The sequence below is a fragment of the Kribbella sp. ALI-6-A genome, assembly GCF_001984195.1.
GTDB lineage: Bacteria > Actinomycetota > Actinomycetes > Propionibacteriales > Kribbellaceae > Kribbella.
Genome location: NZ_MTQN01000006.1, coordinates 190,130 through 214,511, shown reverse-complemented (window position 1 = coordinate 214,511; position 24,382 = coordinate 190,130). Strand labels below are relative to the sequence as shown.

Here is a 24,382-nt window from a genome sequence, read left to right as displayed (position 1 = left end):
CACTTTCGTCGGACGGTCGGCGGACTTTTGCTTGACAGGATTCAAAAGTGTCACATAGCGTCCCGAGCGTGTCCACAGACAAGCTCAAGGTCGGAATCATCGGTGGCGGCTTCATGGGCCGGGTGCACGGCCGCTCGGCACTGGTCGGCGGCGCGCGGATCGTCGGCGCGATCGGGTCGAGCCCGGAGCGCGCGGACGCCGCGGCCGAGGCCACCGGCGCGGAGCAGGGCTTCGCGACGCTCGACGACCTGCTCGCCGCGGACATCGACCTCGTGCACGTCTGTACGCCGAACAGCACGCACCTCCCGGTGACCTTGAAGGCGCTCGAAGCCGGCAAGCACGTCATCTGCGAGAAGCCCCTCGCGACGAACGCCAAGGACGCCGCCGGACTGCTCGCGGCCGCGCAGGAGGCCGGACTGGTCGCCACCGTGCCGTTCGTCTACCGCTACCACCCGATGGTCCGCGAGCTGCGGACCCGGATCGCCGCCGGCGACGCGGGCATGATCACCAGCCTGCACGGCAGCTACCTGCAGGACTGGCTGGCCGGTGCCGACGACGACAACTGGCGCGTGGACGACGCGGCCGGCGGACCGTCGCGGACCTTCGCCGACATCGGCTCGCACTGGTGCGACCTGACCGAGTTCGTCACCGGTGACCGGATCGCCGCCGTCAGCGCGCAGACCCGGACCGTGCGGTCGCGGCGCGGCGGCGTCGACGTACGGACCGAGGACCTGGCGACGGCGCAGTTCCGTACCGAGTCCGGTGTCGTCGGCACCGTCGTGGTCAGCCAGGTCGCGGCCGGGCGCAAGAACCGGCTCTACCTGGAGGTCTCCGGCGCCGAGTCGAGCTTCGGCTTCGACCAGGAGGACCCGGACCGGCTGTGGGTCGGCCACCGGGCCGCCAGCCAGCTGCTCACCCGCGACCCCGAGACCCTGAGCCCGCCCGCGGCCCGGGTGAACCGGCTGCCCGCCGGTCACGCCCAGGGCTACCAGGACGCGTTCGACTCGTTCGTCGCGGACACCTACGCGGCCGTGCGCGGTGGCGACCGTCCGGACGGACTTCCGGACTTCGCCGCCGGCGCACGGTCGGCCCGCCTGGTCGACGCCGTCCTGCGCTCGGCCGCCGACGGCTCGGCCTGGGTCGAGGTCGAGGACTAGCACGTCGTACGCCGTACCGGATCATCACTTTCAGCTTGAGGAGCACCGCGGATGCCACGCCCGATCACCTTGTTCACCGGCCAGTGGGCCGACCTGCCGTTCGAAGAGGTCTGCGAGTTCGCGTCGTCGGCGGGTTACGACGGCGTCGAGATCGCCTGCTCCGGTGACCACTTCGACGTCCAGCAGGCGATCGACGACCCGAACTACGTCCAGACCCGCAAGGACATCCTGGACAAGTACAACCTGAAGGTCTGGGCGATCTCGAACCACCTGGTCGGCCAGGCGGTCTGCGACGACCCGATCGACTTCCGGCACCAGGCGATCGTGCCGGGCCGGGTCTGGGGCGACGGGGACGCCGAGGGCGTGCGGCAGCGCGCGGCCGAGGACCTGAAGAACACCGCGCGGGCCGCGGCCAAGCTCGGCGTCGACACCGTCATCGGCTTCACCGGGTCGTCGATCTGGCAGTACGTCGCGATGTTCCCGCCGGTGCCGGCCGAGCGGATCGACGCCGGTTACCAGGACTTCGCCGACCGGTGGAACCCGATCCTCGACGTGTTCGACGCCGAGGGCGTGCGGTTCGCGCACGAGGTGCACCCGTCGGAGATCGCCTACGACTACTGGACCACGACGCTGGCCCTGGAGGCGATCGGGCACCGGGAGGCGTTCGGCCTGAACTGGGATCCCAGCCACATGGTCTGGCAGGACATCGACCCGGTCGCGTTCCTGTGGGACTTCAAGGACCGGATCTACCACGTGGACTGCAAGGACACCCGGATGCGCGTCGGCGGCGGCCGCAACGGCCGGCTCGGCTCGCACCTGCCGTGGGGCGACCCGCGGCGCGGCTGGGACTTCTACTCCACCGGTCACGGCGACGTGAACTGGGAGGACTGCTTCCGGGTGCTCAACTCGATCGGCTACACCGGCCCGATCTCGGTCGAGTGGGAGGACGCCGGCATGGAGCGCAAGGTCGGCGCCGCCGAGGCGGTCAACGTCATTCGCAACCTGGCCTTCGACAAGCCGGAAGCCGCCTTCGACGCGGCGTTCGCCACCGACAAGTAAGCAGACCGCCTACGGTCGCGACGCCCGCTCGACGCGGGTGTCGCGACCGGCGGCGACGCCGATGGCCAGCTGGACCGCGGCGAGTGCCGAGAACACGATCAGCGTGACGTCCCAGCCGCCGGTCCGCTCGGTGAGGAAACCGGCCACGACCGGACCGGCCGCAGCCAGCAGATAGCCGACCGACTGCGCCATCCCAGACAGCTGGGTCGTCTCGTGGTGCGTGCGGCCACGGATGCTGATCAGCGAGAGTGCGGCGACCAGCGCCGCGCCCTGACCCAGTCCGGCGATCATCGCCCAGCCGAGCGCCAGGTCCGGGACCAGAAGGAGTCCGAGCAGGGCGACCAGGATGGGGACGCTCGCGGTGACGGTTCCGGCGCGTTGACTGGCCGGGTCGCGCAGCAGCCTGGGGATGCTGAGGCCGCCGATCAGGCCGCAGACCTGGAACAGGAAGAGGTGGACTCCGGTGGCGTGCTCGGAGACCCCGTGCGACATCTCGATCGTGGGCAGCCAGGTGACGAGCAGGTAGAAGCTGGTCGACTGCAGGCCCATGAACCCGGTGACGAGCCAGGCCATCGGCTGTCGCCAGACGCTCGCCAGTGGTGTGTCGTACGCCGTGCTCGGCGGCGGGACGGAGACCGGCTGCATCGCCCGCGGCAGCCAGACGACGGCGACGACCAGGGTGAGGCCGCCCCAGATCGCCAGCGAGAGCCGCCAGTCGGCCGCGTCCGCGATCGGCACCGCGACCAGTGACGCGATCGCCGCGCCGCCGGTGATGAAGGCGGTGTAGACGCCGGTCGCGCGGGACACGTGGTTGGCGTAGTCGCGCTTGATGATCACCGGCACCAGCACGTTGCCGACCGCGATCGCGGCGCCGATCACGACGGTCCCGATCCACAGGCCGGCCGTTCCGGTGTACGACCGCAGCACGCTGCCGGCCGCCAGGACCAGGAGCGACCAGAACACCGTCCGCTCCATCCCGAAGCGCCGGGAGGCGAAGTGGATGAGTGGTGAAGCGGCCGCGAAGGCGAGCAGTGGCAAGGTCCCCAGCAGGCCGAGCGCGGCCTCACCGAGGTGCTGATCGGCTCCGATCCGCGGCAGCACCGGACCGACGGCCGTCAAGGCGGGCCGCAGCGTGAGGGCGACGACGAAGGCGGTCGCGGCGATCAGCGGCCCACGCAGCCGGATCGGTTCGGCGGACAGTGACACGAAAACGCCCTTCGCTGCGGAAATGTCCTACATTTACACGGTACGCCTCACCGGATCGGAGGTCGCCACCGTGTCACTGGACGGACCGGTACGTCAGGTGCCGCTCGTGCTGCAGGTCTCGGAGCGTTTTCGCGCGCTGATCGAGTCCGGGCAGTGGCCCAGGGGGTCCCGGATCCCGGGGGAGAACCAACTCGCCGCCGAGCTCGGAGTCAGCCGTGGGACGGTCCGGGAAGCCCTGCGCTCCTTGAGCCTGACCGGTCTGCTCGAACCGCGCGTCGGCGACGGCACCTACGTCCGTGCCACCAACGAGATCACCGGTGTCCTGGTCCGCGACGACCTGTCGTCCCTCGACCAGGTGCTCGACGCCAGGGCCGGGATCGAAGCGGCCGCCGCGCGACTGGCCGCCCGGCGACCGGACCCCAGCGGACTCGAGCGGCTGACGGCCGCCCTCGACTCCCGCGCCGCCGCGCACGACGCTGCCGACCTCGAGGCGTTCGTGGCGGCCGACACCGCGTTCCACCGTGGCGTCGTCGAGGCGTCCGGCAACCACTTGCTGCTGCGCCTGTACGACGCGATCGCGGAGGTGCTCACCGAGTCCATCCACCGAACCGCGTCGTTCCCGGAGGATCCGCTGTTGCTGCAGTCGCACCTCGCGGTGTTCGAGGCCATTCGGGCCGGCGATCCGGAGGAGGCCGGGCGGGTGTCGTACGCGCTGATCGAGACCGTCAAGCAGACTCGGTGACCGGGCGGGGCGAGAGGACCGGCGCGAAGAGAGCCAGGCCGACAGCGAGCACGGTCACGACCACGAACGACAGCGTCAAGCTGCTCGCCTGCGCGATGCCTCCGATGATCGAAGGAGCGACCAGACCGGACGCGTAGGTGACGGTGGCGACGCCGGCGATGGCCTGGCTGGCGTTGGGGCCCGACTTGGCGGCGGCGGCGAAGGCCAGCGGGACGACGACGGCGATGCCGAGCCCGAGCAGGCCGAACCCGGCCATCGCGACGACCGGATGCGGAGCCAGTACGACGAGCAGCCCGCCCAGGGTGGCCACGACGCCGGAGACGCGGACGGTGGGGACGGCGCCGAAGCGGTCGACCACCGCGTCGCCGACCAGCCGCGCGACGGCCATCGTGAGCGCGAAGCCGGTGGTGGCCGCGGCGGCGACGCCGGCCGAGGTGGTGAGCACGTCCTCCAGATAGACCGCCGACCAGTCGAGGCTGGCACCCTCGGCGAACACCGCGCAGAAGCCGACCGCGCCGATCAGGTACGCCGACTTCGGTGGCAGGGCGAACCGCGGCGGCGCGACCTCGTCCTCGGTCGGGTGCAGGTTGAGCACGGACTGGCAGGCGATCGCCCCGAGCACCGTCAGCACGACGGCCATCACCAGGTGGTGCAGCTGCGCGTTGATCTCGAGGTGCGCCGCGACCGTTCCGATGCTCGAGCCGGCCAGCGCCCCGACGCTCCACATCCCGTGCAGGCCGGACATGATCGACTTCTCCATCCGGTGCTCGACCTCGACGCCGAGCGCGTTCATCGCGACGTCGGCCATGCCCGCGGTCGCGCCGTACACGAGCAGGGCGGCGCACAGCGCGAGCAGGTTCGGCGCGAGCGACGGCAGGATCAGCGCCAGCGTCCACAGCGCGAGCAGGCCGCGCAACGCGGTCCGGGAGCCGAAGCGGTGGCTGATCCGGGCGGCCAGCGGCATCGCGATCGCCGCGCCGAGCGCCGGGAACGCGAGTGCCAGGCCGAGCTGGCCCGGACTCACTCCGGCGTGGTCCTGGATCCAGGGCACCCGGGTCGCGAAGGAGCCGGTCACCGCGCCGTGCACGCAGAACACGATGGCCACCGCCACGCGGGCGCGACGTACCTCGTCGATCGTCACAGAGAAGTCCATATCAACAGACGGAATGTTTGAACGAACAGCAGAAGATGTTAGATTCGGTGTCGTGAAGAGCGCCGAACGTCAGCGAGTCATCGTAGAGCGGCTGCGCGGCACGTCCCGGGTCGCGGTCACCGAGCTGGTCGAGCTGACCGGTGCGTCCGACATGACGGTGCGGCGAGATCTGGACTTCCTGGCCGCCCAGGGCGTGCTCAAGCGCGTCCACGGCGGCGCGGTCTCGGCGATGCCGGCCGGGGTCGAACCGCCGTTCGCGGCGCGGTCTACGGTCGCAGTCGAGGCGAAGCGGGCGATCGCCGCGGCTGCTGTCGACCAGCTGCGCGACGGCGAGGCGGTCATTCTCGACAGCGGTACGACGGCGCTCGAGGTGGCCAGGCAGTTGCGGGGCCGGACGATGACGGTGATGCCGTTGTCGATGCAGGTCGCTCAGGAGCTCGTCGACGAACCCGGGATCCGGCTGCTGATGCCCGGTGGCGAGCCGCGCAAAGGCGAGCAGTCGCTGGTCGGACCGCTGACCCTCGCCTCGCTGCGGGCGCTGCGCTTCGACGTCGCGGTGCTCAGCCCGTGCGCGTTCAGCCTGGAGAGCGGGCTGACCGCTTTCGATCTGGGCGACGCCGAGGTGAAGCTGCAGGCGATGGCCGTCGCCACCCGCTCGATCGCGCTGGTCGACGGCGCGAAGTGGGACCGCGCCGCGCTGGCCTACATCTGCCCGGCCGAACGACCCGACCTGATCATCACCGACCCGTCCGCCCCCGAGGACGAACGCGCCGCGCTGGCTGAGCGCGGCGTCCTCGTCCAGGTGGCCGGCGAGTCCGGAAAGGACAACCTCTCTTGAGCACGCTCGTCGCCGCCCCACCGCGGGCGGCCCGGATCGCGACCTGGGTGTACTTCGGGATCAACGGCTTCGCCATCGGCCTGTGGGTCGTGCACATCCCGAACATCGAGCACGCGACCGGCATCACCCACAGCACGCTGGGCCTCCTGCTGCTGGTCCTCGGCGGTGCCGCGTTCCTGGGCATGCAGGTCGCCGGTCCGCTCGCCGATCGGGTCGGTCAGCGCCGGCTGGTGCCGGCCGCCGGCGCGCTGCTCGGGTTGTCGCTGTTCGGTCCCGGCCTCACGAACACCTGGTGGACGCTGGGCCTGACCTTGATCGTGCTCGGCTTCGCCAATGGCTCACTCGACGTCGGGATGAACGCGCACGCCGTGGTGGTCGAGCGGGCCTACCCGCGGCCGATCATGGCCGCCTTCCACGCGATGTGGTCGATCGGCGGGGCCATCGCGGCGCTGATCGGCGCGATGACGCTGCGGGCCGGCGTACCGACAGAGGTGACGCTCGGGGCGTGTGGAGTGCTGCTCGTCGTGGTGTCGCTGGCGACCAGTCGCTACCTGATCGAGGCCGACGTACCGGAGGAGTCGGACGAATCCGAGGAGCCGCGGGCCAAGCCGCCGGCCAAGCTGGTGTGGGCGCTCGGCGGACTGGCTTTCGGGCTGATGCTGGCCGAGGGTGTGGCGAACGACTGGGCCGCGCTGCAGTTCCGGGACGTGCTCGGCACCTCGACCAGTACGGCGGCCTACGCGTACGGCGCGTTCGCGGTCGCGATGACGGTCGGGCGGTTCGCCACCGACCGGGTGGCCGCGGTGATCGGCGCGATGGCGATCGTCCGGTACGGCGCCGCGCTCGCCGCGGTAGGGCTGATGATCGTGATCGTGAGCCCGTGGGTCCCGGTGGGGCTGGTCGGCTGGGCGCTGTTCGGGCTCGGATTGGCCGGGGGCGTGCCGCAGTTGTTCACCGCTGCGGGCAACCTGGACCCGAGGGCGTCCGGCGCGCTGATGGCCCGCGTCGTGGGTCTCGGGTACGTCGGACTGCTCGCCGGCCCGGCGCTGATCGGCGGGCTCGCGCACTGGATGCCGCTGAACATCGCCTTCCTGCTGCCGGTCGTCCTGTGTGTGCTGACTGTCCTGGGCGCGCCGGTCCTGCGGTCGCGCGAGCCGGCGGAGGTAGCTCCGCCGGCCCGGCGTACCGACTAGGCCTTGAGGGCCTGCTTCAGGTCGGACCAGAGGTCGTCGGGGTGCTCGATGCCCACCGACAGGCGGATCAGGTCGGCGGGGATGGTGGGGACCTCGGCGGGCCAGCGACGGCGGCGCTCCAGCATGGACTCGACGCCGCCGAGGCTGGTCGCGTGCACCCAGAGCTTGGTGGACTCGCAGACCCGCTGAGCGCCCTCCGCGTCCCCGCCGAGCTCGACCGCCAGGATCGCGCCGAAGCCGGACATCTGCGCCTTGGCACGGGCGTGGCCGGGATCGTCCGGCAGACCGGGGTATCGGACTCGGCTGACGCGCGGGTGCCCGAGCAGGCGGTTGGCCAGGAACGCCGCGTTCGACTGGGCGCGCTCCAGCCGGAGCGCGAGGGTGCGGAGTCCGCGCAGTCCCAGCCAGGCCTCCATCGGGCCGGGGACGGCGCCGAGGTTGCGGCGCTTGGACTCCAGGGCGGTCCACAGGTCGTTGTTCGCGGTGATGATCGCGCCCAGCACGACGTCGGAGTGCCCGGCGATGAACTTGGTCGCGGAGTGCATCACCACGTCGGCCCCGAAGTCCAGCGGGCGCTGCAGCAGCGGAGTGGCGAAGGTGTTGTCGACGACAACGGTCGCACCGGCCGCACGGCCGGCTGCCGTGAGAGCGGGCAGGTCGGCGACCTCCATGGCCGGGTTGGTCGGCGACTCGACCCACAGCAGGTCGGCGCCGGCGACCGCCGCGGTGACCTGGTCCGTGTCGGCGATGTCGACGCGCCGGAGCTTCACCCGGCCGGTCGCGACCTGCTGGTCGAGCAGACCGAGTACGCCGCTGTAGGCGTGCTGCGGCGCGACCACCAGACCGCCGACCGGTACGAGGTCGAGCAGCGCCGCGGCGGCCGCCATACCGGAGGCGAAGGTGAGGCCACGACCGCCTTCGAGTTCACCGAGCGTCTGCTCGAACGCGTCCCAGGCGTCGTTGCCGAACCGCCCGTAACCGCGGTCCCCACCGGCGATGTAGGTGGAGCTGAACACCGGGGACTCACCCAGCGGCGCGTTCGGCACCCGCTCGGGGCGCCCGGCATGCACGACGACGGTGGACGGATCGAGGTCAGAGGTCATACCGGGGATTGTGCCAACCGGGACTACCGGCGAGCGCGGGGGAGTGGGATCGCTCCGTCGCGGAACAGCTGGAGGGTCTGCCGGGCCAGTTCCTTGATCGACGGGCCGGCCGGGTCGCGGACCCAGGTCTCCACGACGATCTCGAGGATGTTCATCGTGGTGCCGGCGGCGAGCTTGGCGGTCAGCTCGGTCGCGGCGGAGCGGCGTACCAGCTCGGCGCTGAGGTCCTTGCGCCAGCGCCAGATCGCGTCGGTCAGGTGGGCGCCCAGGGACGGGGTCTGCTCGGCCAGGTCGTAGACGGCGCGGACGCGGTCGGGGTTGCTCTCCATCCGGTCGAGCACCCGGTCGATCACCTGCTCCAGCGCGACCGGCAGCTCCAGCGCGGCGGGCTGCTCACGCAACCAGTCGATCGCGTCGAACAAGCTCTGCTCGACGAACTCGAGAACCAGCGTCTCCTTGGTCGGGAAGTACCGGTAGAGCGTGCTCGGGCCGACCTCGGCCGCCGCGGCGATCTGCTCGACCGTCGTCCGGCCGAATCCGTGATCGGTGAACAGCTCGAAAGCCTTGTCCGAGATCAGCCGGCGGGTCCGCTCCCGCTTCAGCTCGCGCAGTCCCATTTCTCCAACTTACTTCGTGCGGGTTTTGAAATTACAGCACTCACAGTCATATGGTAGTTACTTCCAGATTTCGCGACCAGAGTCCTGGGGGTTCTGATGACCGAGACCCAACCGGGTTTCCCGAGCACCCGGCCGAGCGGCTGCCCGTTCGACCCCGCCACCGGGTACGCCGAACTGCAGGCCGGCGAGCAGCCCGCCAAGGTCTCCACCCCGCTCGGCGTCGACGCCTGGGTCGTCAGCCGGTACGACGACGTCCGCACGGTGCTGAGCAACCCGAACCTGAGCTCCCGGTCGGCCCCGTCGGCCCACATGTCGCCGCACGCGGACCTGCAGCGCGAGGTGGAGTCGGGCTCGATCCTGCAGAACGACGGCGAGCGGCACGCCCACCTGCGCCGCCTGCTCACCGCGGAGTTCACCGTCAAGCGCGTGCAGGCGCTGCGGCCGCGCATCGTCGACCTGGTCGAGCAGCACCTCGACGCGATGCTGGCGACCGGCGGACCGGTCGACCTGGTCGAGCAGTTCGCGCTGCCGATTCCGTCGCTGGTGATCTGCGAGCTGCTCGGCGTCCCGTACGCCGACCGCGACCAGTTCCAGCACTGGTCGGCCCTGCTGCTCTCGGTGAAGCGCACCCAGCAGGAGCAACTGGCAACGAGCGAGGAGCTCCAGCAGTACATGGCCGAGCTGGTCATGTCGAAGCAGGAGGACCGGTCGGCCGACGACCTGCTGACCCGGCTGATCACCCGGGCCGAGGACCAGGGCACGCCGCTGAGCGTGCCGGAGCTGGTGACGATCGGCATCACCTTGCTGATCGCCGGCCACGAGACGACGGCGAACATGATCGGGCTCAGCACGCTCGCTCTGCTGCGCAACCCCGACCAGCTCCAGCAATTGCGCGAGCACCCGGAGATCGCGCCCAGCGCGGTCGAGGAGATGCTGCGCTACCTGACGGTCGTGCAGTTCGGCCTGTTCCGGCACGTGCTCGACGACATCCCGATCGGTGCCGAGACGGTGAAGGCGGGGGAGTACCTGATCGCCGCGATCAGCGCCGGGAACCGGGACACCCGCGTCTTTCCCGAGCCGGACCGGATCGACCTGACCCGCAAGGCGTCCGCGCACCTGGCCTTCGGCTTCGGCCCGCATCAGTGCCTTGGGCAACAACTGGCGCGGGTCGAGCTGATCGAGGTCTACACCCGGCTGTTCCGGCGGATCCCGACGCTGCGGCTCGCGGTGCCGTTCGAGGAGCTGCGGTTCAAGCACGACGCGCTGGTGTACGGACTGGTCGAGCTGCCGGTGACCTGGGACGCGGTGGAGGCGAAGTGATGGACGTCGAGATCGACCAGGAAAGCTGTGTCGCCGCCGGGCAGTGCGTGCTGGCCGCCCCGGAGGTCTTCGACCAGCGCGACGAGGACGGCGTCGCCGTACTGCTCCGCAAGCCGCTGGCCGACGAGTACGACGCCACCCGCGAGGCGGCGTTGCTCTGCCCGGCCCGGGCGATCCTGCTGAGCGAGTGATGGAGCGAGTAGTCGTCGTCGGTGCCTCGGCCGCGGGGTCCACGACCGCGCAAACACTGCGCCGCGAGGGCTTCGCCGGAGCGGTCACGGTGATCGGTGACGAGCCGCATCTGCCGTACGACCGCCCGCCGCTGTCCAAGCAGGTGCTGCTCGGCACCTGGCCGGTCGAGCGGACCAGCTTCGGCGCCAGTACGACGTACGCCGAGCAGGGCATCGACTTGCGGCTCGGAGTCCGTGCTGCCGGGCTGGACCTGGACAGGCGGGTCGTGGAGCTCTCGACCGGGGAGGAGGTGGGCTGGGACCACCTAGTCGTGGCGACCGGGGTGCAGCCTGTGCGGCTGAGTGCAGGGCACCACCTGGACGGCGTGCACGTGCTGAGGACGCTGGACGATGCGGTAGCGCTGCGGAAGTCGCTGGTGGACGCGGAGTCCGTCGTGGTGGTCGGGGCCGGGTTCCTGGGATCGGAGACGGCTGCGGCGGCTCGTCAGCTCGGCTGCGAAGTGACGTTGGTTGACGTGGCTCCGGCTCCGATGGCAGTGCAGCTGGGAGCCGAGCTGGGCTGGATGATCTCCGAGCTGCACGCGGCGAACGGCGTACGGGTTGTGGGCGGGACGGCGGTGACCGGTCTGGTCGGGGAGTCGGCAGTGGAGGGCGTTGAGCTGGCCGACGGCTCGGTCGTCAAGGCGGACGCCGTGCTTGTTGCCGTGGGCTCCCGCCCGGCAACCAACTGGTTGGATGCCTCGGGCTTGCCCTGCCGGGACGGCGTGCTGTGCGACGAGGCGCCCGACGGAGTGCACGCCGCTGGAGACGTGGCGCGGTGGATTAGCTCACGCTTCGGCACCTCACTGCGGCTGGAACACCGGTTCAACGCAACCGAGCAGGCGGTCTGCGCCGCGCGGCGCATCCTCGGGCAGGAGGTCGACTTCGACCCGGTGCCGTACTTCTGGACCGACCAGTACGACGCCCGGATCCAGGTGTACGGCGTGATCGCGCCGGACGCGCGCCTGGTCGTCGTCCAGGGTGATCCGGCGGCGCGGAAGTTCCTCGCGCACTACGTGTCCGACGGCCGGGTGACCGCCGTTCTGGGCTGGAACATGCCGCGTGAGCTACGGGCCGCACGGGCGCTACTGACAGCAATCTGAAGACATCTTTACCAAACCCCGGTCAGGATGCGCCGGGGCTAGCGCTATCGTCGAGCCGGTGAGTGAGTTCTCGAGGGACGAAAGAAGCAAGCCCCGCGTCGCTGTCGTTTTCGGTGGCCGGTCGAGCGAGCACGCCATCTCCTGCGTCACCGCGGCCAACGTGCTGCAGGCGATCGACCGCGACAAGTACGACGTGGTGCCGGTCGGCATCACCACCAGCGGGCACTGGGTGCTGGAGAGCGGCGACCCGGACCGGCTGTCGATCACCGACGGCAAGCTGCCCGAGGTGGACGTCACCGCGGCGCCGGTGCTGTTCGGCGCCGACCGCGAGCTGGTCGTCTCCGAGCCCGATCAGGTGCCGAGCACGCTCGGTGAGGTCGACGTCGTGTTCCCGCTGCTGCACGGCCCGTGGGGCGAGGACGGCACGCTGCAGGGCCTGCTGGAGATGTCGGACATCCGGTACGTCGGGTCCGGCGTCCTGTCCAGCGCGGTCGGCATGGACAAGCACTACATGAAGGTCGTCTTCGCGGCCGCCGGCCTCGAGGTCGGCCCGTACGTCGTGATCCGCGACCGCGACTGGCTGCGCGACCCGCAGGCCTGCCGGACGGCCGTCGAGCAGCTCGGCTTCCCGGTCTTCGTGAAGCCGGCCCGCGGCGGCTCGAGCCTGGGGATCAGCAAGGTCGACACGCTCGACGAGCTGGACGACGCGATCGCGGAGGCCCGCGCGCACGACCCGAAGGTGATCGTCGAGGCGTCGGTGAAGAACCCGCGCGAGATCGAGGTCGGCGTCCTGGGCGGCCTGAACGGTGGCCCGGCCGAGGCCAGCGTGTGCGGTGAGATCGCGGTCTCCGGCGGCGGTCACGCCTTCTACGACTTCGAGACCAAGTACCTGCCGGAGGGCGAGCAGTACACCGCGCTGTCGGTGCCTGCCGAGCTGCCGGCCGAGATCGAGGCCGAGATCCGCGCCAAGGCGATCACCGCCTTCGACGCGATCGAAGCCGAGGGCCTGGCCCGGGTCGACTTCTTCCTCGACTCCGACGGCCGCGTCGTCATCAACGAGATCAACACCATGCCCGGCTTCACGCCGACCAGCATGTTCCCGCGCCTGTGGGCGGCCTCCGGCCTGGACTACCCGAGCCTGGTCGAGCGCTTGCTGACGCTCGCTCAGACCCGGCCCACCGGCCTGCGCTGAGCCACGCCGAACGGCACGTGATCCGCCGCTCGGCAGTCCGACGCCGCCTGCCAACCGGCCGGCGCGATGCTACTGCGCTCCGCGCTGCTTGGGGGCGGCGCGGACGTGCGCGCGTTCGCCCTGTTTGCCGATCAGACTGAGGAACTCCACAGGTCCTGAGCTGGTCGCTCCGAACCAGTGCGGGGTGCGGGTGTCGAACTCCGCGGCCTCGCCGGGCTCGAGGATGAGGTCGTGCTCACCGAGCACCAGCCGGAGCCGCCCGTTGAGCACGAAGGCCCAGTCGTAGCCTTCGTGGGTCCGAAGGTCCGGTTCGGCGTCGTCGCGTCCGGCCGGCAGCACGAACTTGTAGGCCTGGATGCCCCCGGGCCGGCGGCTCAGCGGCAGGATCTTCCGGCCGTCGCCGGTCACGATCGGTCGCAGGTTGATCCGCGGATCACCGGTCGGCGGTGCGTCGACCAGTTCGTCGAGCGTGACGCCGTACGCGCGAGCCAGCGGCAGCAGTTGTTCGAGGGTGGGACGACGCAGGCCCGCTTCGAGCCGGGACAGCGTGCTCACCGAGATGCCGGTCTGCCCGGCGAGATCGCTCAAGGTGATGTCGCGGCGCCGGCGCAGCTGCTTGAGTCGCGGTCCTACCGCGTCGAGGGTGCGATCGGTGGCTTCGTCCATGATGTCAGTTTGCCATTCGGCAAGAAGGTTTGCGAGAGCGATTGCCGACGGCCACCATCGGAAGCGTGGTCGTGCCGCGCCGGCCGACGCCGTACCGATGAGGAGAACCGCCGATGACGCACTCGTTCGACCAGGCGTACTGGGACCAGATCTGGCAGGGAGACAGCGGAGCGTCCATGAGCACCGCTTCGCCGAACCCGTATCTGGCGCGGGAACTCGGCGACCTGCCGCCCGGGTCCGCACTCGACGCGGGGTGCGGAGCCGGAGCCGAGGCGATCTGGCTCGCCACGCGCGGCTGGCGGGTCACCGCGGCGGACATCGCCGCGGAAGCGCTTGCCCGCGCGGCCGCACGGGCCACCGAGAGCGGAGTTGCTGAGCGGGTGCAGTGGGTCCAAGCGGACCTGTCCACGTGGGAGCCGGAGGCACAGTTCGACCTGGTCACTACGCACTATGCCCACCCGGCGATGCCGCAGTTGGAGTTCTACGACCGCATCGCTTCGTGGGTTGCTCCTGGAGGCAGCCTCCTGATCGTCGGTCACCTGCACCACGACGGCGCCGATGGCCACGGTCACGGGCACGGCGGCGACGGGCCGCCGGCCGAGGCTTCCGCGACCGCGGACGCCATCACGACGCGTCTCGACCCGGCGGTGTGGGAGGTCGTGACCGCTGAGGAGGTGGACCGGACCATGTCCGCTCACGGCGGCCGCGAGGTCGTGCTGCACGACGTCGTCGTCAGGGCCTCCCGCCGCCACTGACCTCACCGACCGACCAGCGCCGGGCCTCAGCGGCTCCTGGCGCCGCTTCGCCCTGCCCTCTCGAAAGGACCCCTGTGAGTACGAAACCAGTCCCGGTCGTGGCCGACGCGTCCGGCACGACCATTCACGACGCGCGTCAGCGGCGTACGGTGCTGATCGCGGTGTGCGTCGCGCTGATGGCCGTCGTCGCCTCGGTCACCGGCCTCAACGTCGCCCAGCCACAGCTCGCCGTCGAGTTCGGCGCCTCCCAGTCCGAGGTCCTGTGGTTCATCAACCTCTACACGATCAGCCTCGCCGCACTGCTGCTGCCGCTCGGGGCGCTCGGCGACCGGTGGGGACGCAAACCCGTCCTGCTGGCCGGGCTGGTCGTCTTCGGTGCCGCGAACGTCGCCGGCGGGTTGGCCGTCTCCTCGGAGATGATGCTGGCTTCCCGGCTCCTGGCCGGGGTGGGGGCCGCGATGATCATGCCGGTCACGCTCGCCGTGATCACCTCGACCTTTCCCGAAGCCGAACGTTCGAAGGGAATCGGCGTCTGGACCGCGGTCGCCGGAGGCGGCGGCATCCTCGGGATGTACCTGTCGGCGCTGCTCGTCGACGTCGCCACCTGGCGCTGGCTCTTCGTGCTGCCGATCGCGCTCGTGCTCGGGTCGGCCGCGCTGATCCTGCGGTCGGTGCCCAACTCCCGCGAGCACACCGCACACCGCTTCGACATCGTCGGCTCGATCACCTCCGTCGTCGCGGTCGTCGGTCTGATCTTCGTGCTGCACGAGGGCCCGGTGCACGGCTGGACCGAGCCCGCGACGCTCGCCGCGCTCGTCGCCGGTCTTGCCGCCGCGACCGGCTTCGTGGTGTGGGAACTGCGCCAGGTCGCGCCGCTGCTCGACCTCCGGCTCTTCGGTCAACGCGGTCTGGCCAGTGGATCGGTGACCCTGCTCGCGGTGTTCGGGGTCCAGGCCGGGATCTTCGTGGTGTTCTTCCCGTTCCTGCAGGCCGTGCTCGGCTGGTCCGCGTTGAGCGCGACCCTGGCGCTGATGCCGATGGCGCTGCTGATGATGTTCGCCTCCGCCTTCGCCCCACGGGTCGCCGTCAAGATCGGCAGGCGCTCCACGATGGCGACCGGCGTCCTGCTCGGCGGGATCGGGCTGGCCTTGATGGCGGCTTTCGTCTCCCTCGACCGAGGCTTTCTCTCCGTTCTTCCCGGCATGCTGGTGATGGGCCTGGGGATGGGCCTGTCCATGACGCCGTCGACCGAGTCGATCACCAGTTCGCTGCCACGCGAGCGGCAAGGTGTCGCCTCGGCGCTCAACGACGTGACCCGCGAGTTCGGCACCGCCCTCGGCATCGCCCTGCTCGGCGCCGTCCTGTCCGCCGGCTACCAGGGCTCGATCGACGCCAAACTCGACGGCGTACCGACCGGCCTGGCCGACACCGCTCGCGAGGGCGTCGCGAACGCCGTCGCGGCCGCCGGCAGCGCCGGTCCTCAGGCACAGGCAGTGGTGCGAGCCGCCCAGGAGTCGTTCGTCGACGGCTGGCAACACGCCATGTGGGCCGGGGCCGCCGTGATGGCCGTGCTGTTCGTCTACGTACTCGCCCGTGGTCCTCAGGCCGCCGTCGTCGACCGGGCCGAGGAGAACTCGGAGGTCAGATCGACTTCAGCACCCTGATGCGGTCGGCGATCGCCCGGCGGGAGACGTCCGCCTCGAACGCGATCGAGTCGAACTCGTGCGGTACGCCGGGATGCAGGTGGAACTCGACCGGCACCCCGGCGCGGCTGAGCGTGATCGCGTAGGCGGCGGTCTCGTCGCGAAAGGCGTCGATCTGCCCGATCTCGAGGTACGCCGGCGGCAGGCCGGTCGCGTCCTCGAGACGAGCGGGGGCCGCGGTGACGGGAACGCCTGGTCCGCCGGCGGCATCGCCGAGCAGTGCGGGCCACGCGGTGCGGCTGTCGTCGTACGACCAGATGGCGAGCGGTGCGACATGCGGATCGGGGTTGGTGTTGCGGTCGTCCAGCATCGGCATCAGCAGGATCTGCCGGGCGATGTGCGGGCCGCCGCGTTCGCGGCTGAGGAGCGACAGTGCGGCGGCCAGCCCACCGCCGGCGCTGTCGCCCATGACGCCGATCCGTTCGCGGTCGACGCCGAGTTCGGAGGCGTGTGCGTCGAGCCAGGTGAGGGCGGTGTAGGCGTCCTCGACCGGTGCCGGGTGCGGGTGCTCCGGCGCGCGGCGGTATTCGACGGACAGCATGGGTACGCCGCTGGCCGAGACGTAGCGGCTGACCGGCCCGTCGAAGTGCTCGATGTGGCCGAACAGGTAGCCGCCGCCGTGGAAGAACAGGACGGCCGAGCCAGGCGTGCTGCCGCTCTTGGTGTACCAGCGCATCGTGAGCTGGGCGCCGTCGTCGGTGGTGGCGACGTAGTCGTGCGTGGTGACGTCGTCCGGTATCGGCTGCGCCTTGCCGGCGGCGTCCAGGATCGGCTCCCAGAGGGCGCGCCGCCCGTCGACGTCACCGACGGCGGGCGGCGTCGTACCGGCCATCGCTTCGCCCATCGGGGCCATCGCCCGGGCAACTTCGGGATCGAGGGTGAACGACATGGTTCTTCCGTTTCGGTTCGAGTTCGGTGGGGGAGTGGGTCAGGCGTTCGGGGTGAGGACGACGACCTTGCCGGACACGCCGCCGTTGGCGGCTTCGGTGTGCAGGGCCGGGAGGTCCTCGAGCTGGATGCGGCGGCTGATGTCGATCCGCACTTCGCCCTGGTCGACGGCGGCGACGAGTTCGGCGAGCTGACCGGCGTCGCTGCGGACGAAGACGTTCAGCCCACGGATGCCGCGCGCCTCGTCGCTCGGGGCTTGCATCCACACCGTCGTGTTGACCACGGTTCCGCCGTTGCGGACGAGGGTCGCTTGCTTGGCGAACTGCTCCGGGTCGATCGGTGCGAGGTTGAGCAGGAGGTCGACCGGCTCGGTCACCGCGGCGACGATGTCAGTTGTGGTGTGGTCGAGGATCTCATCGGCGCCTGCGGCCCGGACGCGGTCTTCGCTGCGCGGGCTCGCGGTCGCGACGACGTACGCGCCGGCGTTCTTCGCGAGCTGGACGGCGTACGCACCCACGGCGCCGCCGGCTCCCGTGACGAGAACGCGCTGACCGGCGGTGAGCTGACCGAGCTCGAACAGGGCCTGCCGGGCGGTCAGCCCGACACTCGGCAAGGCCGCCGCGTCGGCGAGCGGCACGCTGCTCGGCGCGGAGGTGAGGACCTCGGCGGGAGCGATGACGTACTCGGCGGCCGCGCCGGCGCCGGCCATGGGCAGGAAGCCGATGACCTTGTCGCCGATCGCGAGGTTGCCGACCTCGTCGCCGATCGCGTCGATCGTGCCGGCGACGTCGATGCCGGGGGTGTGCGGCAGGGCGACCGGGAACGGGCCCTGGAGACCGCCGCTGCGGATCCCGGCGTCGACCGGGTTGAACGACGTCGCGGCGACCTTGATCCGGACCTGGCCGGCGGCGGGGACGGGGACGTCGACGTCTTCGTAGCGGAGGACGTCCGGGTCGCCGTACTGGTGGAAACGCACTGCCTTCATGGGGAGCTTCTTTCGCTGGAGTGACTTTGCTTCGAATTCGAAGCGCTTGTTGTCGACGGTAGCACTGCTTCGAATTCGAAGCAAACGTTGTGGGCTGCCCGGGCTATTGGGGTCTGGCGCGGGAGAGTGGCGCGGCTCGGCCGGAGGCTCTGGGGTGGGAGCTTTCGAAAGGGGTGGGCGCTCAGCCGAGCAGGCGGGAGCGGCGGATGCGGGCCCTGGGATCGACGGCCTCCGCGATCGCGCGGGCGCGGTCCCGGATCTCCTTCGGCAGGGCGTCGGGGACCGTCGCGGCGCCCTCGATCCACGAGCCCGGCGTGGAACCCGCGTCGGCCGTCGACCAGACGGATCGTGCCCGTGCGAAGCCGGCTTCGATCCGCTCGCGGGGGAACCGTCCGAGGGGTGCGACGGCGTGGTAGATGAACTGGCCCGGCGGCGTCACGACGGCTCCGGCACGGCCGGTCGGCGCTCCGGCGACGTGCCGGATCTCCATCATCACGATCGGAGCGTCGTCTCCGGCGGCCGTCGCGAGCAGTGCCGCGGCGACTTCCGGAGTGGATGCGTCGAGCCAGCGGGCGTCGCCGATGGCCGGGGTCGCCGTGGGTGGGTCGAGGTGGATCCGCGAGAGTCCCGCCGCGTCGGTCGGGCCCCAGGTGTCGGACACGGGCGTCGCCGCCGCTCGCATGGCCTCGAGCAGCGGGGCTGCCGTGGCGGGACCATCGGGATCGGCGATCGCCAGGTGGACCGCGACCTTGCCGTGGAGTTCCTCCGGGAACGGCGGCAGGGGCGGAACGTGCAGCACTCCGATGCTGGAGGAGACGCTGGTGCCGAGACTCGCGATCCGGCTCGACCAGGCGGCCATCAGTTCCGGTAGCGCCTCGGCGTCCCAAAGCAGTGCGCCGGCGTGCAGGTCCGGAGCCGGTACGAGGTCGAACTCCAGCGTGTGTGCGATCCCGACGCCACCCGCTCCACGGAACGCCCAGATCGCCTCGCGATCGATCTCCTCGGCGGCGTCGTCCGCGGCGACCCGATAGCGACCTTCGCCGTCGACGTAGTGCACAGCTCGGAGGGCGCCACTCGCGAGCCCGTTCCGCCGGACGAGCCAGCCGATGCCGCCGCCGAAGGTGTAGCCGGACACGGACACGCTCGGAGCGGAACCCGCCAGCCCGAGCAGGCCGTGCTGCTCGGCGGCGGCGTTGATCGCGGACCAGGTCGCGCCGGCGCCGACCGTGGCGACGCGCGTTTGCGGATCGATGGCGATGTGGTTGAGGCGCGCGGTGTCGAAGAGGACCGCTCCGTCGCCGACTGGTGCGCCGGCGCCGTGGCCGGTGGCCTGCGGGACGACTTCGAGTGCGGCGCCCGAGGACTGCGCGAGAGCGTCCACGGCTTCGAGCGCGGGCGCGAGGTCTTCGGGACGGGAGATGACGGCGACTCGCGCGGGTCGCTGCTCGACGGAGGAGTTGTGGGGCTGGGTCGCGGCGGCGTAGCCGTCGGCTTGCTGATCGAGAAGCATGCGCCCAGGCTACGGGAATAAACGGACGATTTCTTCCGCTTAGACCGGTACCTACTCAGATTGGATGACCATGAACGATCGTCAGCACCCCATCGCCGTCATCGGCGCGACCGGTCAGCAGGGCAGCAGCGTGATCGAGGCCTTGCTCGAACAGCAGCGGGCGGTGCGCGCACTTGTCCGTGATCCGGAGTCCGCCGGTGCGCGGGCCCTGACGGCCCGCGGCGTCGAGGTCGTCGCCGCCGATCAGGAAGACGGCGGGTCCCTGCAGCGCGGACTCATCGACGTCTCGGCGCTGTTTTTCATGACGACGTTCGCGGGATCGGACGGCACCGAGGGCGAAGTACGCCGTGGTCTGACCGTCGCGGACGCCGCGGCGCGGGCGGGAGTGCCGCACGTCGTGTACTCGTCCGTCGGTGGCGCCGAGCGCGCGACGGGCATCCCGCACTTCGAGAGCAAGTACGAGGTCGAGCGGCGGCTGAGTGACGTCGTACCGGTGAAGTTCGTCCGGCCGACGTTTTTCATGGAGAACCTCGCGCCGCAGCTCGCCGATGCGGGCAGTGGCGAGTTGGTGCTTCGGCTGCCGGTTGCCGGTGACGTCCCGCTGCAGATGATCGCCGTCCGCGACGTCGGTGCCGCGGCAGCGCGTCTTGTGATCGACCCGGGCGCGATCGACGGTGACGCGGTCGAGCTCGGCGGCGACGAGCTCACGCTCACGCAGGTGGCCGAGCGTACGGCGGAGATCCTCGGCCGGCCGACGCGGTACGAGGAGTTGCCGCTGGAGGTGCTGGGCGACGACGAGGATCTGCGGGCGATGTTCCGGTGGTTCGGAACCGTTCCGGCGTACCAGGCGGACTTCGGCCTGACGCGCCGGCTCGTGCCCGAGGTGCGGGACTTCGCGTCGTGGGTGACCGCGCTGTCCGGCGTACGGGCTTCGGCCTAGTTCGGATCGGGTGCGATGCCGCGGAGAAAGACGGCGCGCTGCTCCGCGGCCGCACTCGGCCAGTCCGGCACGTTCGACATCGGCTGCGCCAGCATCGCGCCGAAGCGCACCACCGTGCCCGCGTTCACCTCCGCGCGGACCGAACCGTCCCGATGGCCGCGCTCGACGATGGCGGACATCGTCTGCCGCATCCGCGCCCGCAGTTCCGCCGACTCCGTGCCTTCGGTCATCGGCGCTCCGTGCAGCGGAAGCACCAGCTCGTCCCGGCGCTCGAACGTGCGATGCAGGAACCGGCTGATCGCGTCGTGCCCGGTCTCGCCCGATTCCAGCGCGTCCTCCGCCTCGGCCAGAATCAGGCGGTACGCCCGAACCGCCATCGCCTCGAGCAACGCCTCCCGATTCGGGTAGCGGCGATACAGCGTCCCGACCCCGACCCCGGCCTCGGCCGCGATCTGCTCCATCGGAACGAACTTGCCCTCGGCCAGCCCCGCGCGCACCGCGGCCGCGATCAGCCGCTCAGCGTTCTCCGCCGCATCCTTGCGAAGCTTGCGCGGTCGCGATGAGGTCACGATCAACAGATCCTACGCGAGCAGCCGGTCGCTGGGGTGTGGTGGACGACCGCTGGAGTTGCGACATGGTTGCCTACGGCCCCTGTTGTCGGTGGGTCAGCGGCTGGTCGGCGGGGTCGACCGCGCCCTTCGGGACGAACTTCTGGTTGCCGATCGGGTCGGTGACGTAGATGTCCCACGGACAGGTGGCGGTCAGCCGCGTTGAGGGGAGAACACGTCGTACGGCGTGAGCCGGGCGCTGGATTGGTTCGTGCGGCGGTGGTGGGCTCGGACGGCGGTGAGGGTGGCGGCCAGGCCGAGGCCGGTGCAGGCTCCTACGGCGGTGGCGAGCTTGCTGATCTGGAACCAGATCTCGAGTGGTTCGTCGAACCAGCCGAGGACGGAGACGATCATGCCGAGCCAGGCGCCGGTCGTCGTCGCGGCGGCGGCGGTCCAGAAGGGATGCGCGGGCTCGGCCGGCGGGTCGTCGGCGAGGGCTTCGGCGTGCACAGTCGCCTCGGTGGTGGCGGCGTCGGAACGGTCCCGGCTGCCGGTCTGCATGGTCGCTCCTCCCACGGGTCTGCTCGACTCGGCTTCCAGTTTTGCTCGTCTGTCCCGGTCGTCCAAGCACTCCCGCCGAAGGTGTCGCGCGGTCCGTTCGTCCCCCGTGCGAGCTACCCGCAGGTGTCCACTGCGCGGTGACGATTCCGGCGCGAAGGGTCCATAGCGTTGCAGGTGTCCGCGGCGCTGGTTCGCGGGAATCTCGCGAAGGAGTGGACATGCGCTTGGTGCAGCAACTGGTGGTCGTGGCAGTGGTGGCCTTCGGCGGCAGCTTGGCCGTCGGCGCGGTGGGGTGGAACACGCCGCTGACCCTCGTCCTCGGCGTCGCGACGGCGGTCCTGTCGCTGCTCGCCTACCGATGGATCGTGCGCCGGACAGAACGCCGTACGCCGGTGGAGGTGGCGCTGGGCGGAGCCGCGGCGAAAGCCGGGCGTGGGTTCTTGATCGGCGTCGGCATGTTCGCGGTGGTGATCGCGACCATCGCCGCGCTCGGCGGCTACGAGGTGGCCGGCTGGGGGTCGGGGGCGGGCGCGGTGGCACTGTTCGGCTTCGTGGCGGCGGCCGCGGTGACGGAGGAACTGATCTTCCGCGGCATCCTGTTCAGGATCGTCGAAGGCCGCCTCGGCACCGGCCTGGCGTTGGCCCTGACCAGCCTGCTGTTCGGGCTGTCGCATCTGTTCAACCCGCACGCGACCCTGTGGAGCACGATCGCCATCGCGATCCAGGCCGGCGGCATGCTCGGCGCCGCCTACGCGGCGACCCGCACGCTGTGGGTCCCGATCGGCGTGCACTTCGGGTGGAACTTCGCCGAGTCCGCCATCTTCGGCACCGACGTCTCCGGCACGAGCGCCCCGCAGGGCTTGCTGGACGGCGTGACGTCGGGATCGGTCGCGCTCAGCGGCGGGGAGTTCGGACCGGAAGCGAGCATCGCCGCGGTCGTGGCCGGCCTGGTGCTGACCGTCGTGTTCCTGTGGCTGGCTCGCCGCCGCGGCACCCTGGTGGCTCGCCCTCGCCGTGACACCCCGGCCGCTACTCTCGTCCCGTGATCGACCTCCGGCGGGTCCCGGACCTGTGGCGCCGGTTCGACGTCACCGTCCGGGACGCGTCGTTGGGGCTGGTGCTCGTTTTCGCCTCGCTCCTCCCGCCGCTGCGCAGCAACGGGACTCAGCTCGGAGACCTGCCGACCCGGCCGATGGACGCGCTGGCGTTCGCGGTGATCGCGCTCGAATGCGCTCCGCTCGCCGTACGCCGGAAGTGGCCGCTCGTCTGCCTCGCGTTGGTGTCGCTCGGCTTCGCCGCCGACCAGCTTCTCGGCTACCACACCGCCGCTGGTACGGCGCTTCCCATCGCACTGCTGAGCGCGGCCGCTCACCTGGCCCGGTACCGGCGTACGACGATGGTCGTGGCGTCGGCCGCGTACGTACCGCTGGTCGTCGCACTGGACCGGCAGGGTTCAACCGAAGGCGTCGCGGACTACGCGACCTTCTACCTCGCGCTGGCGCTTGCCTGGGGCATCGGTGCGTGGCTCCGGCTGTCGCGGGCGGCCGAGGCCGAGCGTCGGCGCCACGTCGCCGAGACCACCCTGACGACGGAACGCACGCGCGTCGCTCGCGAACTGCACGACGTCGTGACCCACCACGTCACCGCGATGGTGGTGCAGGCCGAAGCCGCGCGCTATCTGACCACCTCTCCGGAACGCCTCGACCAGACGCTGACAGCCATCACCGACACCGGCCGACAGGCCGTCACCGATCTGAGGCAGCTGCTCGGCCTGCTCAACCCGGATCACAGCGCCGAACCGCGAACACCGTCCCTCGGCGAGCTGACCGCCCTGGTGGAGCAGACGCGCCGGGCCGGCCAACCGGTCGAGCTCACCGAGGAGGGTGAACCGATGGCGGCCGCCGGCAGCGCCGGCGTCACGGCGTACCGGGTTGTGCAGGAGGCGCTGACCAACGCGCTCAAGCATGCCTATGGCAACCACACCAGCGTCCACGTACGTCACGGCGAACGGGAGATCATCGTGGAGATCCGCACCGACGGTCCGGGGACACACCCGGCGTCTCCGGGTGGCAGCGGTCGCGGTCTGGCCGGGCTGCGGGAGCGGGTGACCATGCTCGGCGGTGAGTTCAGCGCCGTACGCCGGGACGGTGGCTTCGTCGTCCGGGCGTGCATTCCGGCCGGGAGCCCGTCGTGACCGCACCGGTACGGGTGCTGGTCTGCGACGACCAGGCGCTGATCCGGACCGGGTTCGCGACGATCATCGACGCGCAGCCCGACCTCGAAGTGGTCGGCGAGTGCGGGGACGGCCGGTCCGCGGTCGAGCTGGCCGGCCGGCTGGAGCCGGACGTGGTGGTGATGGACGTCAGGATGCCCGTCCTCGACGGCATCGAGGCGACCCGGCTGCTCGCCGGCGAGGACGTCGCCCGGCCGGCCAAGGTGCTCGTGGTGACGACGTTCAACCTGGACGAGTACGTGTACGAGGCGCTGCGCGCGGGCGCCAGCGGCTTCCTGCTCAAGGACGCACCGCCGGCTCAGCTGCTGCACGGCATCCGGACCGTCGCGAGCGGCGCCGCCCTGCTGGCTCCCGAGGTGACGCGCCAGCTCGTCGGCCGGTACGCCGCGCGGATCCGGCCCGCGGAGGACGCACCGGACAGCATCCCGCTGACCCCGCGCGAACTGGAGGTGCTGATGCTGATCGCGGACGGCCTGTCCAACAGCGAAATCGCCGCCACGCTGGTGATCAGCCACGAGACCGTCAAGACCTATGTGTCGCGCATCCTCGCCAAACTCGGCCTGCGTGACCGGGTCCAGGCGGTCGTGTACGCCTACCGCCGCGGCCTGGTCACCTGAGCAGCCGACCCTCGGAGTTTCCCCCGGCGGCGCAGCACAACGATGCGGGGTCTGATGGAATCG

General features: G+C 70.8%; 25 protein-coding genes. 15 read left to right on the top strand and 10 right to left on the bottom strand.

Features of this window, described 5'->3' with window-relative positions; translation table 11 throughout:
* The first annotated feature begins 68 nt into the window (after positions 1–68).
* Together BWI15_RS03575 and BWI15_RS03570 are read left to right on the top strand one after the other, a co-directional pair.
* Positions 69–1,157 (top strand): Gfo/Idh/MocA family protein, encoded by a 1,089-nt coding sequence (locus BWI15_RS03575; RefSeq protein ID WP_237771109.1) that lies wholly within the window; start codon positions 69–71, stop codon positions 1,155–1,157.
* Between the two features lie 51 nt (positions 1,158–1,208).
* Complete coding sequence (locus BWI15_RS03570) at positions 1,209–2,216, top strand: sugar phosphate isomerase/epimerase family protein (protein WP_077012824.1); 1,008 nt, start codon at positions 1,209–1,211, stop codon at positions 2,214–2,216.
* Between the two features lie 9 nt (positions 2,217–2,225).
* On the opposite strand, the gene BWI15_RS03565 is transcribed toward BWI15_RS03570, so the two are convergent.
* Complete coding sequence (locus BWI15_RS03565; protein WP_077012823.1) at positions 2,226–3,422, bottom strand: CynX/NimT family MFS transporter; 1,197 nt, start codon at positions 3,420–3,422, stop codon at positions 2,226–2,228.
* 22 nt (positions 3,423–3,444) lie between these two features.
* On the opposite strand from BWI15_RS03565, the gene BWI15_RS03560 reads away from it, so the two are divergent.
* Positions 3,445–4,164 (top strand): FadR/GntR family transcriptional regulator, encoded by a 720-nt coding sequence (locus BWI15_RS03560; RefSeq protein ID WP_083750545.1) that lies wholly within the window; start codon positions 3,445–3,447, stop codon positions 4,162–4,164.
* Here BWI15_RS03560 and BWI15_RS03555 read toward each other — a convergent pair.
* The gene (locus tag BWI15_RS03555; protein WP_237771108.1) at positions 4,148–5,305 is read right to left on the bottom strand and encodes an MFS transporter; all 1,158 of its coding nucleotides are present in this window, start codon (positions 5,303–5,305) and stop codon (positions 4,148–4,150) included. The genes BWI15_RS03560 and BWI15_RS03555 overlap by 17 nt on opposite strands.
* A 64-nt stretch (positions 5,306–5,369) precedes the next feature.
* On the opposite strand from BWI15_RS03555, the gene BWI15_RS03550 reads away from it, so the two are divergent.
* Together BWI15_RS03550 and BWI15_RS03545 are read left to right on the top strand one after the other, a co-directional pair.
* Positions 5,370–6,155 carry a DeoR/GlpR family DNA-binding transcription regulator gene (locus BWI15_RS03550; RefSeq protein ID WP_077012821.1) on the top strand — a complete coding sequence of 262 codons (786 nt, stop codon included), beginning with the start codon at positions 5,370–5,372 and terminating at the stop codon, positions 6,153–6,155.
* On the top strand, positions 6,152–7,348 hold the full coding sequence (locus BWI15_RS03545) for an MFS transporter (RefSeq protein WP_077012820.1): 1,197 nt from the start codon (positions 6,152–6,154) through the stop codon (positions 7,346–7,348). The genes BWI15_RS03550 and BWI15_RS03545 overlap by 4 nt, the downstream gene beginning before the upstream one ends.
* Here the strand turns inward: BWI15_RS03545 and BWI15_RS03540 are convergent.
* Positions 7,345–8,451, bottom strand: coding sequence for a trans-sulfuration enzyme family protein (locus BWI15_RS03540; RefSeq protein ID WP_077012819.1), 1,107 nt, complete (start codon positions 8,449–8,451; stop codon positions 7,345–7,347). The genes BWI15_RS03545 and BWI15_RS03540 overlap by 4 nt on opposite strands.
* Before the next feature lie 23 nt (positions 8,452–8,474).
* Positions 8,475–9,068: a TetR/AcrR family transcriptional regulator gene (locus tag BWI15_RS03535; RefSeq protein ID WP_077012818.1), complete on the bottom strand. Its 594-nt coding sequence runs from the start codon at positions 9,066–9,068 to the stop codon at positions 8,475–8,477.
* Between the two features lie 96 nt (positions 9,069–9,164).
* Between BWI15_RS03535 and BWI15_RS03530 the strand changes: the two genes are divergently transcribed.
* The 4 genes from BWI15_RS03530 to BWI15_RS03515 are packed head-to-tail and all read left to right on the top strand — an operon-like array spanning position 9,165 to position 12,913.
* Positions 9,165–10,388, top strand: coding sequence for a cytochrome P450 (locus tag BWI15_RS03530; RefSeq protein WP_077012817.1), 1,224 nt, complete (start codon positions 9,165–9,167; stop codon positions 10,386–10,388).
* Positions 10,388–10,579, top strand: coding sequence for a ferredoxin (locus BWI15_RS03525; protein ID WP_077012816.1), 192 nt, complete (start codon positions 10,388–10,390; stop codon positions 10,577–10,579). Before BWI15_RS03530 ends, BWI15_RS03525 begins: the two co-directional genes overlap by 1 nt.
* Positions 10,579–11,721, top strand: a complete 1,143-nt coding sequence (locus BWI15_RS03520; RefSeq protein ID WP_077012815.1) for an NAD(P)/FAD-dependent oxidoreductase — start codon at positions 10,579–10,581, stop codon at positions 11,719–11,721. Before BWI15_RS03525 ends, BWI15_RS03520 begins: the two co-directional genes overlap by 1 nt.
* 58 nt (positions 11,722–11,779) lie before the next feature.
* Positions 11,780–12,913 (top strand): D-alanine--D-alanine ligase family protein, encoded by a 1,134-nt coding sequence (locus BWI15_RS03515; RefSeq protein ID WP_077012814.1) that lies wholly within the window; start codon positions 11,780–11,782, stop codon positions 12,911–12,913.
* Positions 12,914–12,982: 69 nt separating this feature from the next.
* Here the strand turns inward: BWI15_RS03515 and BWI15_RS03510 are convergent, their stop codons facing one another.
* Positions 12,983–13,579: a helix-turn-helix domain-containing protein gene (locus tag BWI15_RS03510; protein WP_077012813.1), complete on the bottom strand. Its 597-nt coding sequence runs from the start codon at positions 13,577–13,579 to the stop codon at positions 12,983–12,985.
* 113 nt (positions 13,580–13,692) lie between these two features.
* Between BWI15_RS03510 and BWI15_RS03505 the strand changes: the two genes are divergently transcribed.
* Entirely contained in the window at positions 13,693–14,334 is a 642-nt protein-coding gene (locus tag BWI15_RS03505) for a class I SAM-dependent methyltransferase (protein ID WP_077012812.1), read from the top strand.
* Positions 14,335–14,408: 74 nt separating this feature from the next.
* Positions 14,409–15,998: an MFS transporter gene (locus tag BWI15_RS03500; RefSeq protein WP_077012811.1), complete on the top strand. Its 1,590-nt coding sequence runs from the start codon at positions 14,409–14,411 to the stop codon at positions 15,996–15,998.
* On the opposite strand, the gene BWI15_RS03495 is transcribed toward BWI15_RS03500, so the two are convergent.
* The 3 genes from BWI15_RS03495 to BWI15_RS03485 form a co-directional block, all read right to left on the bottom strand.
* Complete coding sequence (locus tag BWI15_RS03495; RefSeq protein ID WP_077012810.1) at positions 15,976–16,926, bottom strand: alpha/beta hydrolase; 951 nt, start codon at positions 16,924–16,926, stop codon at positions 15,976–15,978. The genes BWI15_RS03500 and BWI15_RS03495 overlap by 23 nt on opposite strands.
* A gap of 39 nt (positions 16,927–16,965) precedes the next feature.
* Positions 16,966–17,910 (bottom strand): NADP-dependent oxidoreductase, encoded by a 945-nt coding sequence (locus BWI15_RS03490; RefSeq protein ID WP_077012809.1) that lies wholly within the window; start codon positions 17,908–17,910, stop codon positions 16,966–16,968.
* Between the two features lie 181 nt (positions 17,911–18,091).
* Positions 18,092–19,420: an FAD-binding oxidoreductase gene (locus tag BWI15_RS03485; RefSeq protein WP_077012808.1), complete on the bottom strand. Its 1,329-nt coding sequence runs from the start codon at positions 19,418–19,420 to the stop codon at positions 18,092–18,094.
* 64 nt (positions 19,421–19,484) lie between these two features.
* On the opposite strand from BWI15_RS03485, the gene BWI15_RS03480 reads away from it, so the two are divergent.
* Positions 19,485–20,360: an NmrA/HSCARG family protein gene (locus BWI15_RS03480; protein WP_083750543.1), complete on the top strand. Its 876-nt coding sequence runs from the start codon at positions 19,485–19,487 to the stop codon at positions 20,358–20,360.
* On the opposite strand, the gene BWI15_RS03475 is transcribed toward BWI15_RS03480, so the two are convergent.
* Together BWI15_RS03475 and BWI15_RS39215 are read right to left on the bottom strand one after the other, a co-directional pair.
* Complete coding sequence (locus BWI15_RS03475) at positions 20,357–20,929, bottom strand: TetR/AcrR family transcriptional regulator (RefSeq protein ID WP_077012912.1); 573 nt, start codon at positions 20,927–20,929, stop codon at positions 20,357–20,359. The genes BWI15_RS03480 and BWI15_RS03475 overlap by 4 nt on opposite strands.
* 192 nt (positions 20,930–21,121) lie before the next feature.
* On the bottom strand, positions 21,122–21,469 hold the full coding sequence (locus tag BWI15_RS39215) for a hypothetical protein (RefSeq protein ID WP_168197253.1): 348 nt from the start codon (positions 21,467–21,469) through the stop codon (positions 21,122–21,124).
* A gap of 218 nt (positions 21,470–21,687) precedes the next feature.
* Here BWI15_RS39215 and BWI15_RS03465 point away from each other — a divergent pair, with 218 nt between their 5' ends.
* Genes BWI15_RS03465 through BWI15_RS03455 form a run of 3 tightly spaced genes read left to right on the top strand, consistent with a single transcriptional unit; the run spans position 21,688 to position 24,319 of the window.
* Positions 21,688–22,515 (top strand): CPBP family intramembrane glutamic endopeptidase, encoded by an 828-nt coding sequence (locus BWI15_RS03465; protein ID WP_077012806.1) that lies wholly within the window; start codon positions 21,688–21,690, stop codon positions 22,513–22,515.
* A complete protein-coding gene (locus BWI15_RS03460) occupies positions 22,512–23,663 on the top strand; it encodes a sensor histidine kinase (protein ID WP_077012805.1) in 1,152 nt (383 codons plus the stop codon). Before BWI15_RS03465 ends, BWI15_RS03460 begins: the two co-directional genes overlap by 4 nt.
* Complete coding sequence (locus BWI15_RS03455; RefSeq protein ID WP_077012804.1) at positions 23,660–24,319, top strand: response regulator; 660 nt, start codon at positions 23,660–23,662, stop codon at positions 24,317–24,319. The genes BWI15_RS03460 and BWI15_RS03455 overlap by 4 nt, the downstream gene beginning before the upstream one ends.
* Positions 24,320–24,382 lie beyond the last annotated feature (63 nt).

Bases quoted from the DNA above. Each gene is read 5' to 3' on its own strand.
- BWI15_RS03570 (WP_077012824.1), top strand. From the start codon at position 1,209: ATGCCACGCCCGATCACCTTGTTCACCGGCCAGTGGGCCGACCTGCCG.
- BWI15_RS03560 (WP_083750545.1), top strand. From the start codon at position 3,445: ATGTCCTACATTTACACGGTACGCCTCACCGGATCGGAGGTCGCCACC.
- BWI15_RS03540 (WP_077012819.1), bottom strand. From the start codon at position 8,451: ATGACCTCTGACCTCGATCCGTCCACCGTCGTCGTGCATGCCGGGCGC.
- BWI15_RS03535 (WP_077012818.1), bottom strand. From the start codon at position 9,068: ATGGGACTGCGCGAGCTGAAGCGGGAGCGGACCCGCCGGCTGATCTCG.
- BWI15_RS03530 (WP_077012817.1), top strand. From the start codon at position 9,165: ATGACCGAGACCCAACCGGGTTTCCCGAGCACCCGGCCGAGCGGCTGC.
- BWI15_RS03525 (WP_077012816.1), top strand. From the start codon at position 10,388: ATGGACGTCGAGATCGACCAGGAAAGCTGTGTCGCCGCCGGGCAGTGC.
- BWI15_RS03520 (WP_077012815.1), top strand. From the start codon at position 10,579: ATGGAGCGAGTAGTCGTCGTCGGTGCCTCGGCCGCGGGGTCCACGACC.
- BWI15_RS03510 (WP_077012813.1), bottom strand. From the start codon at position 13,579: ATGGACGAAGCCACCGATCGCACCCTCGACGCGGTAGGACCGCGACTC.
- BWI15_RS03505 (WP_077012812.1), top strand. From the start codon at position 13,693: ATGACGCACTCGTTCGACCAGGCGTACTGGGACCAGATCTGGCAGGGA.
- BWI15_RS03495 (WP_077012810.1), bottom strand. From the start codon at position 16,926: ATGTCGTTCACCCTCGATCCCGAAGTTGCCCGGGCGATGGCCCCGATG.
- BWI15_RS03490 (WP_077012809.1), bottom strand. From the start codon at position 17,910: ATGAAGGCAGTGCGTTTCCACCAGTACGGCGACCCGGACGTCCTCCGC.
- BWI15_RS03485 (WP_077012808.1), bottom strand. From the start codon at position 19,420: ATGCTTCTCGATCAGCAAGCCGACGGCTACGCCGCCGCGACCCAGCCC.
- BWI15_RS03480 (WP_083750543.1), top strand. From the start codon at position 19,485: ATGACCATGAACGATCGTCAGCACCCCATCGCCGTCATCGGCGCGACC.
- BWI15_RS39215 (WP_168197253.1), bottom strand. From the start codon at position 21,469: ATGCAGACCGGCAGCCGGGACCGTTCCGACGCCGCCACCACCGAGGCG.
- BWI15_RS03465 (WP_077012806.1), top strand. From the start codon at position 21,688: ATGCGCTTGGTGCAGCAACTGGTGGTCGTGGCAGTGGTGGCCTTCGGC.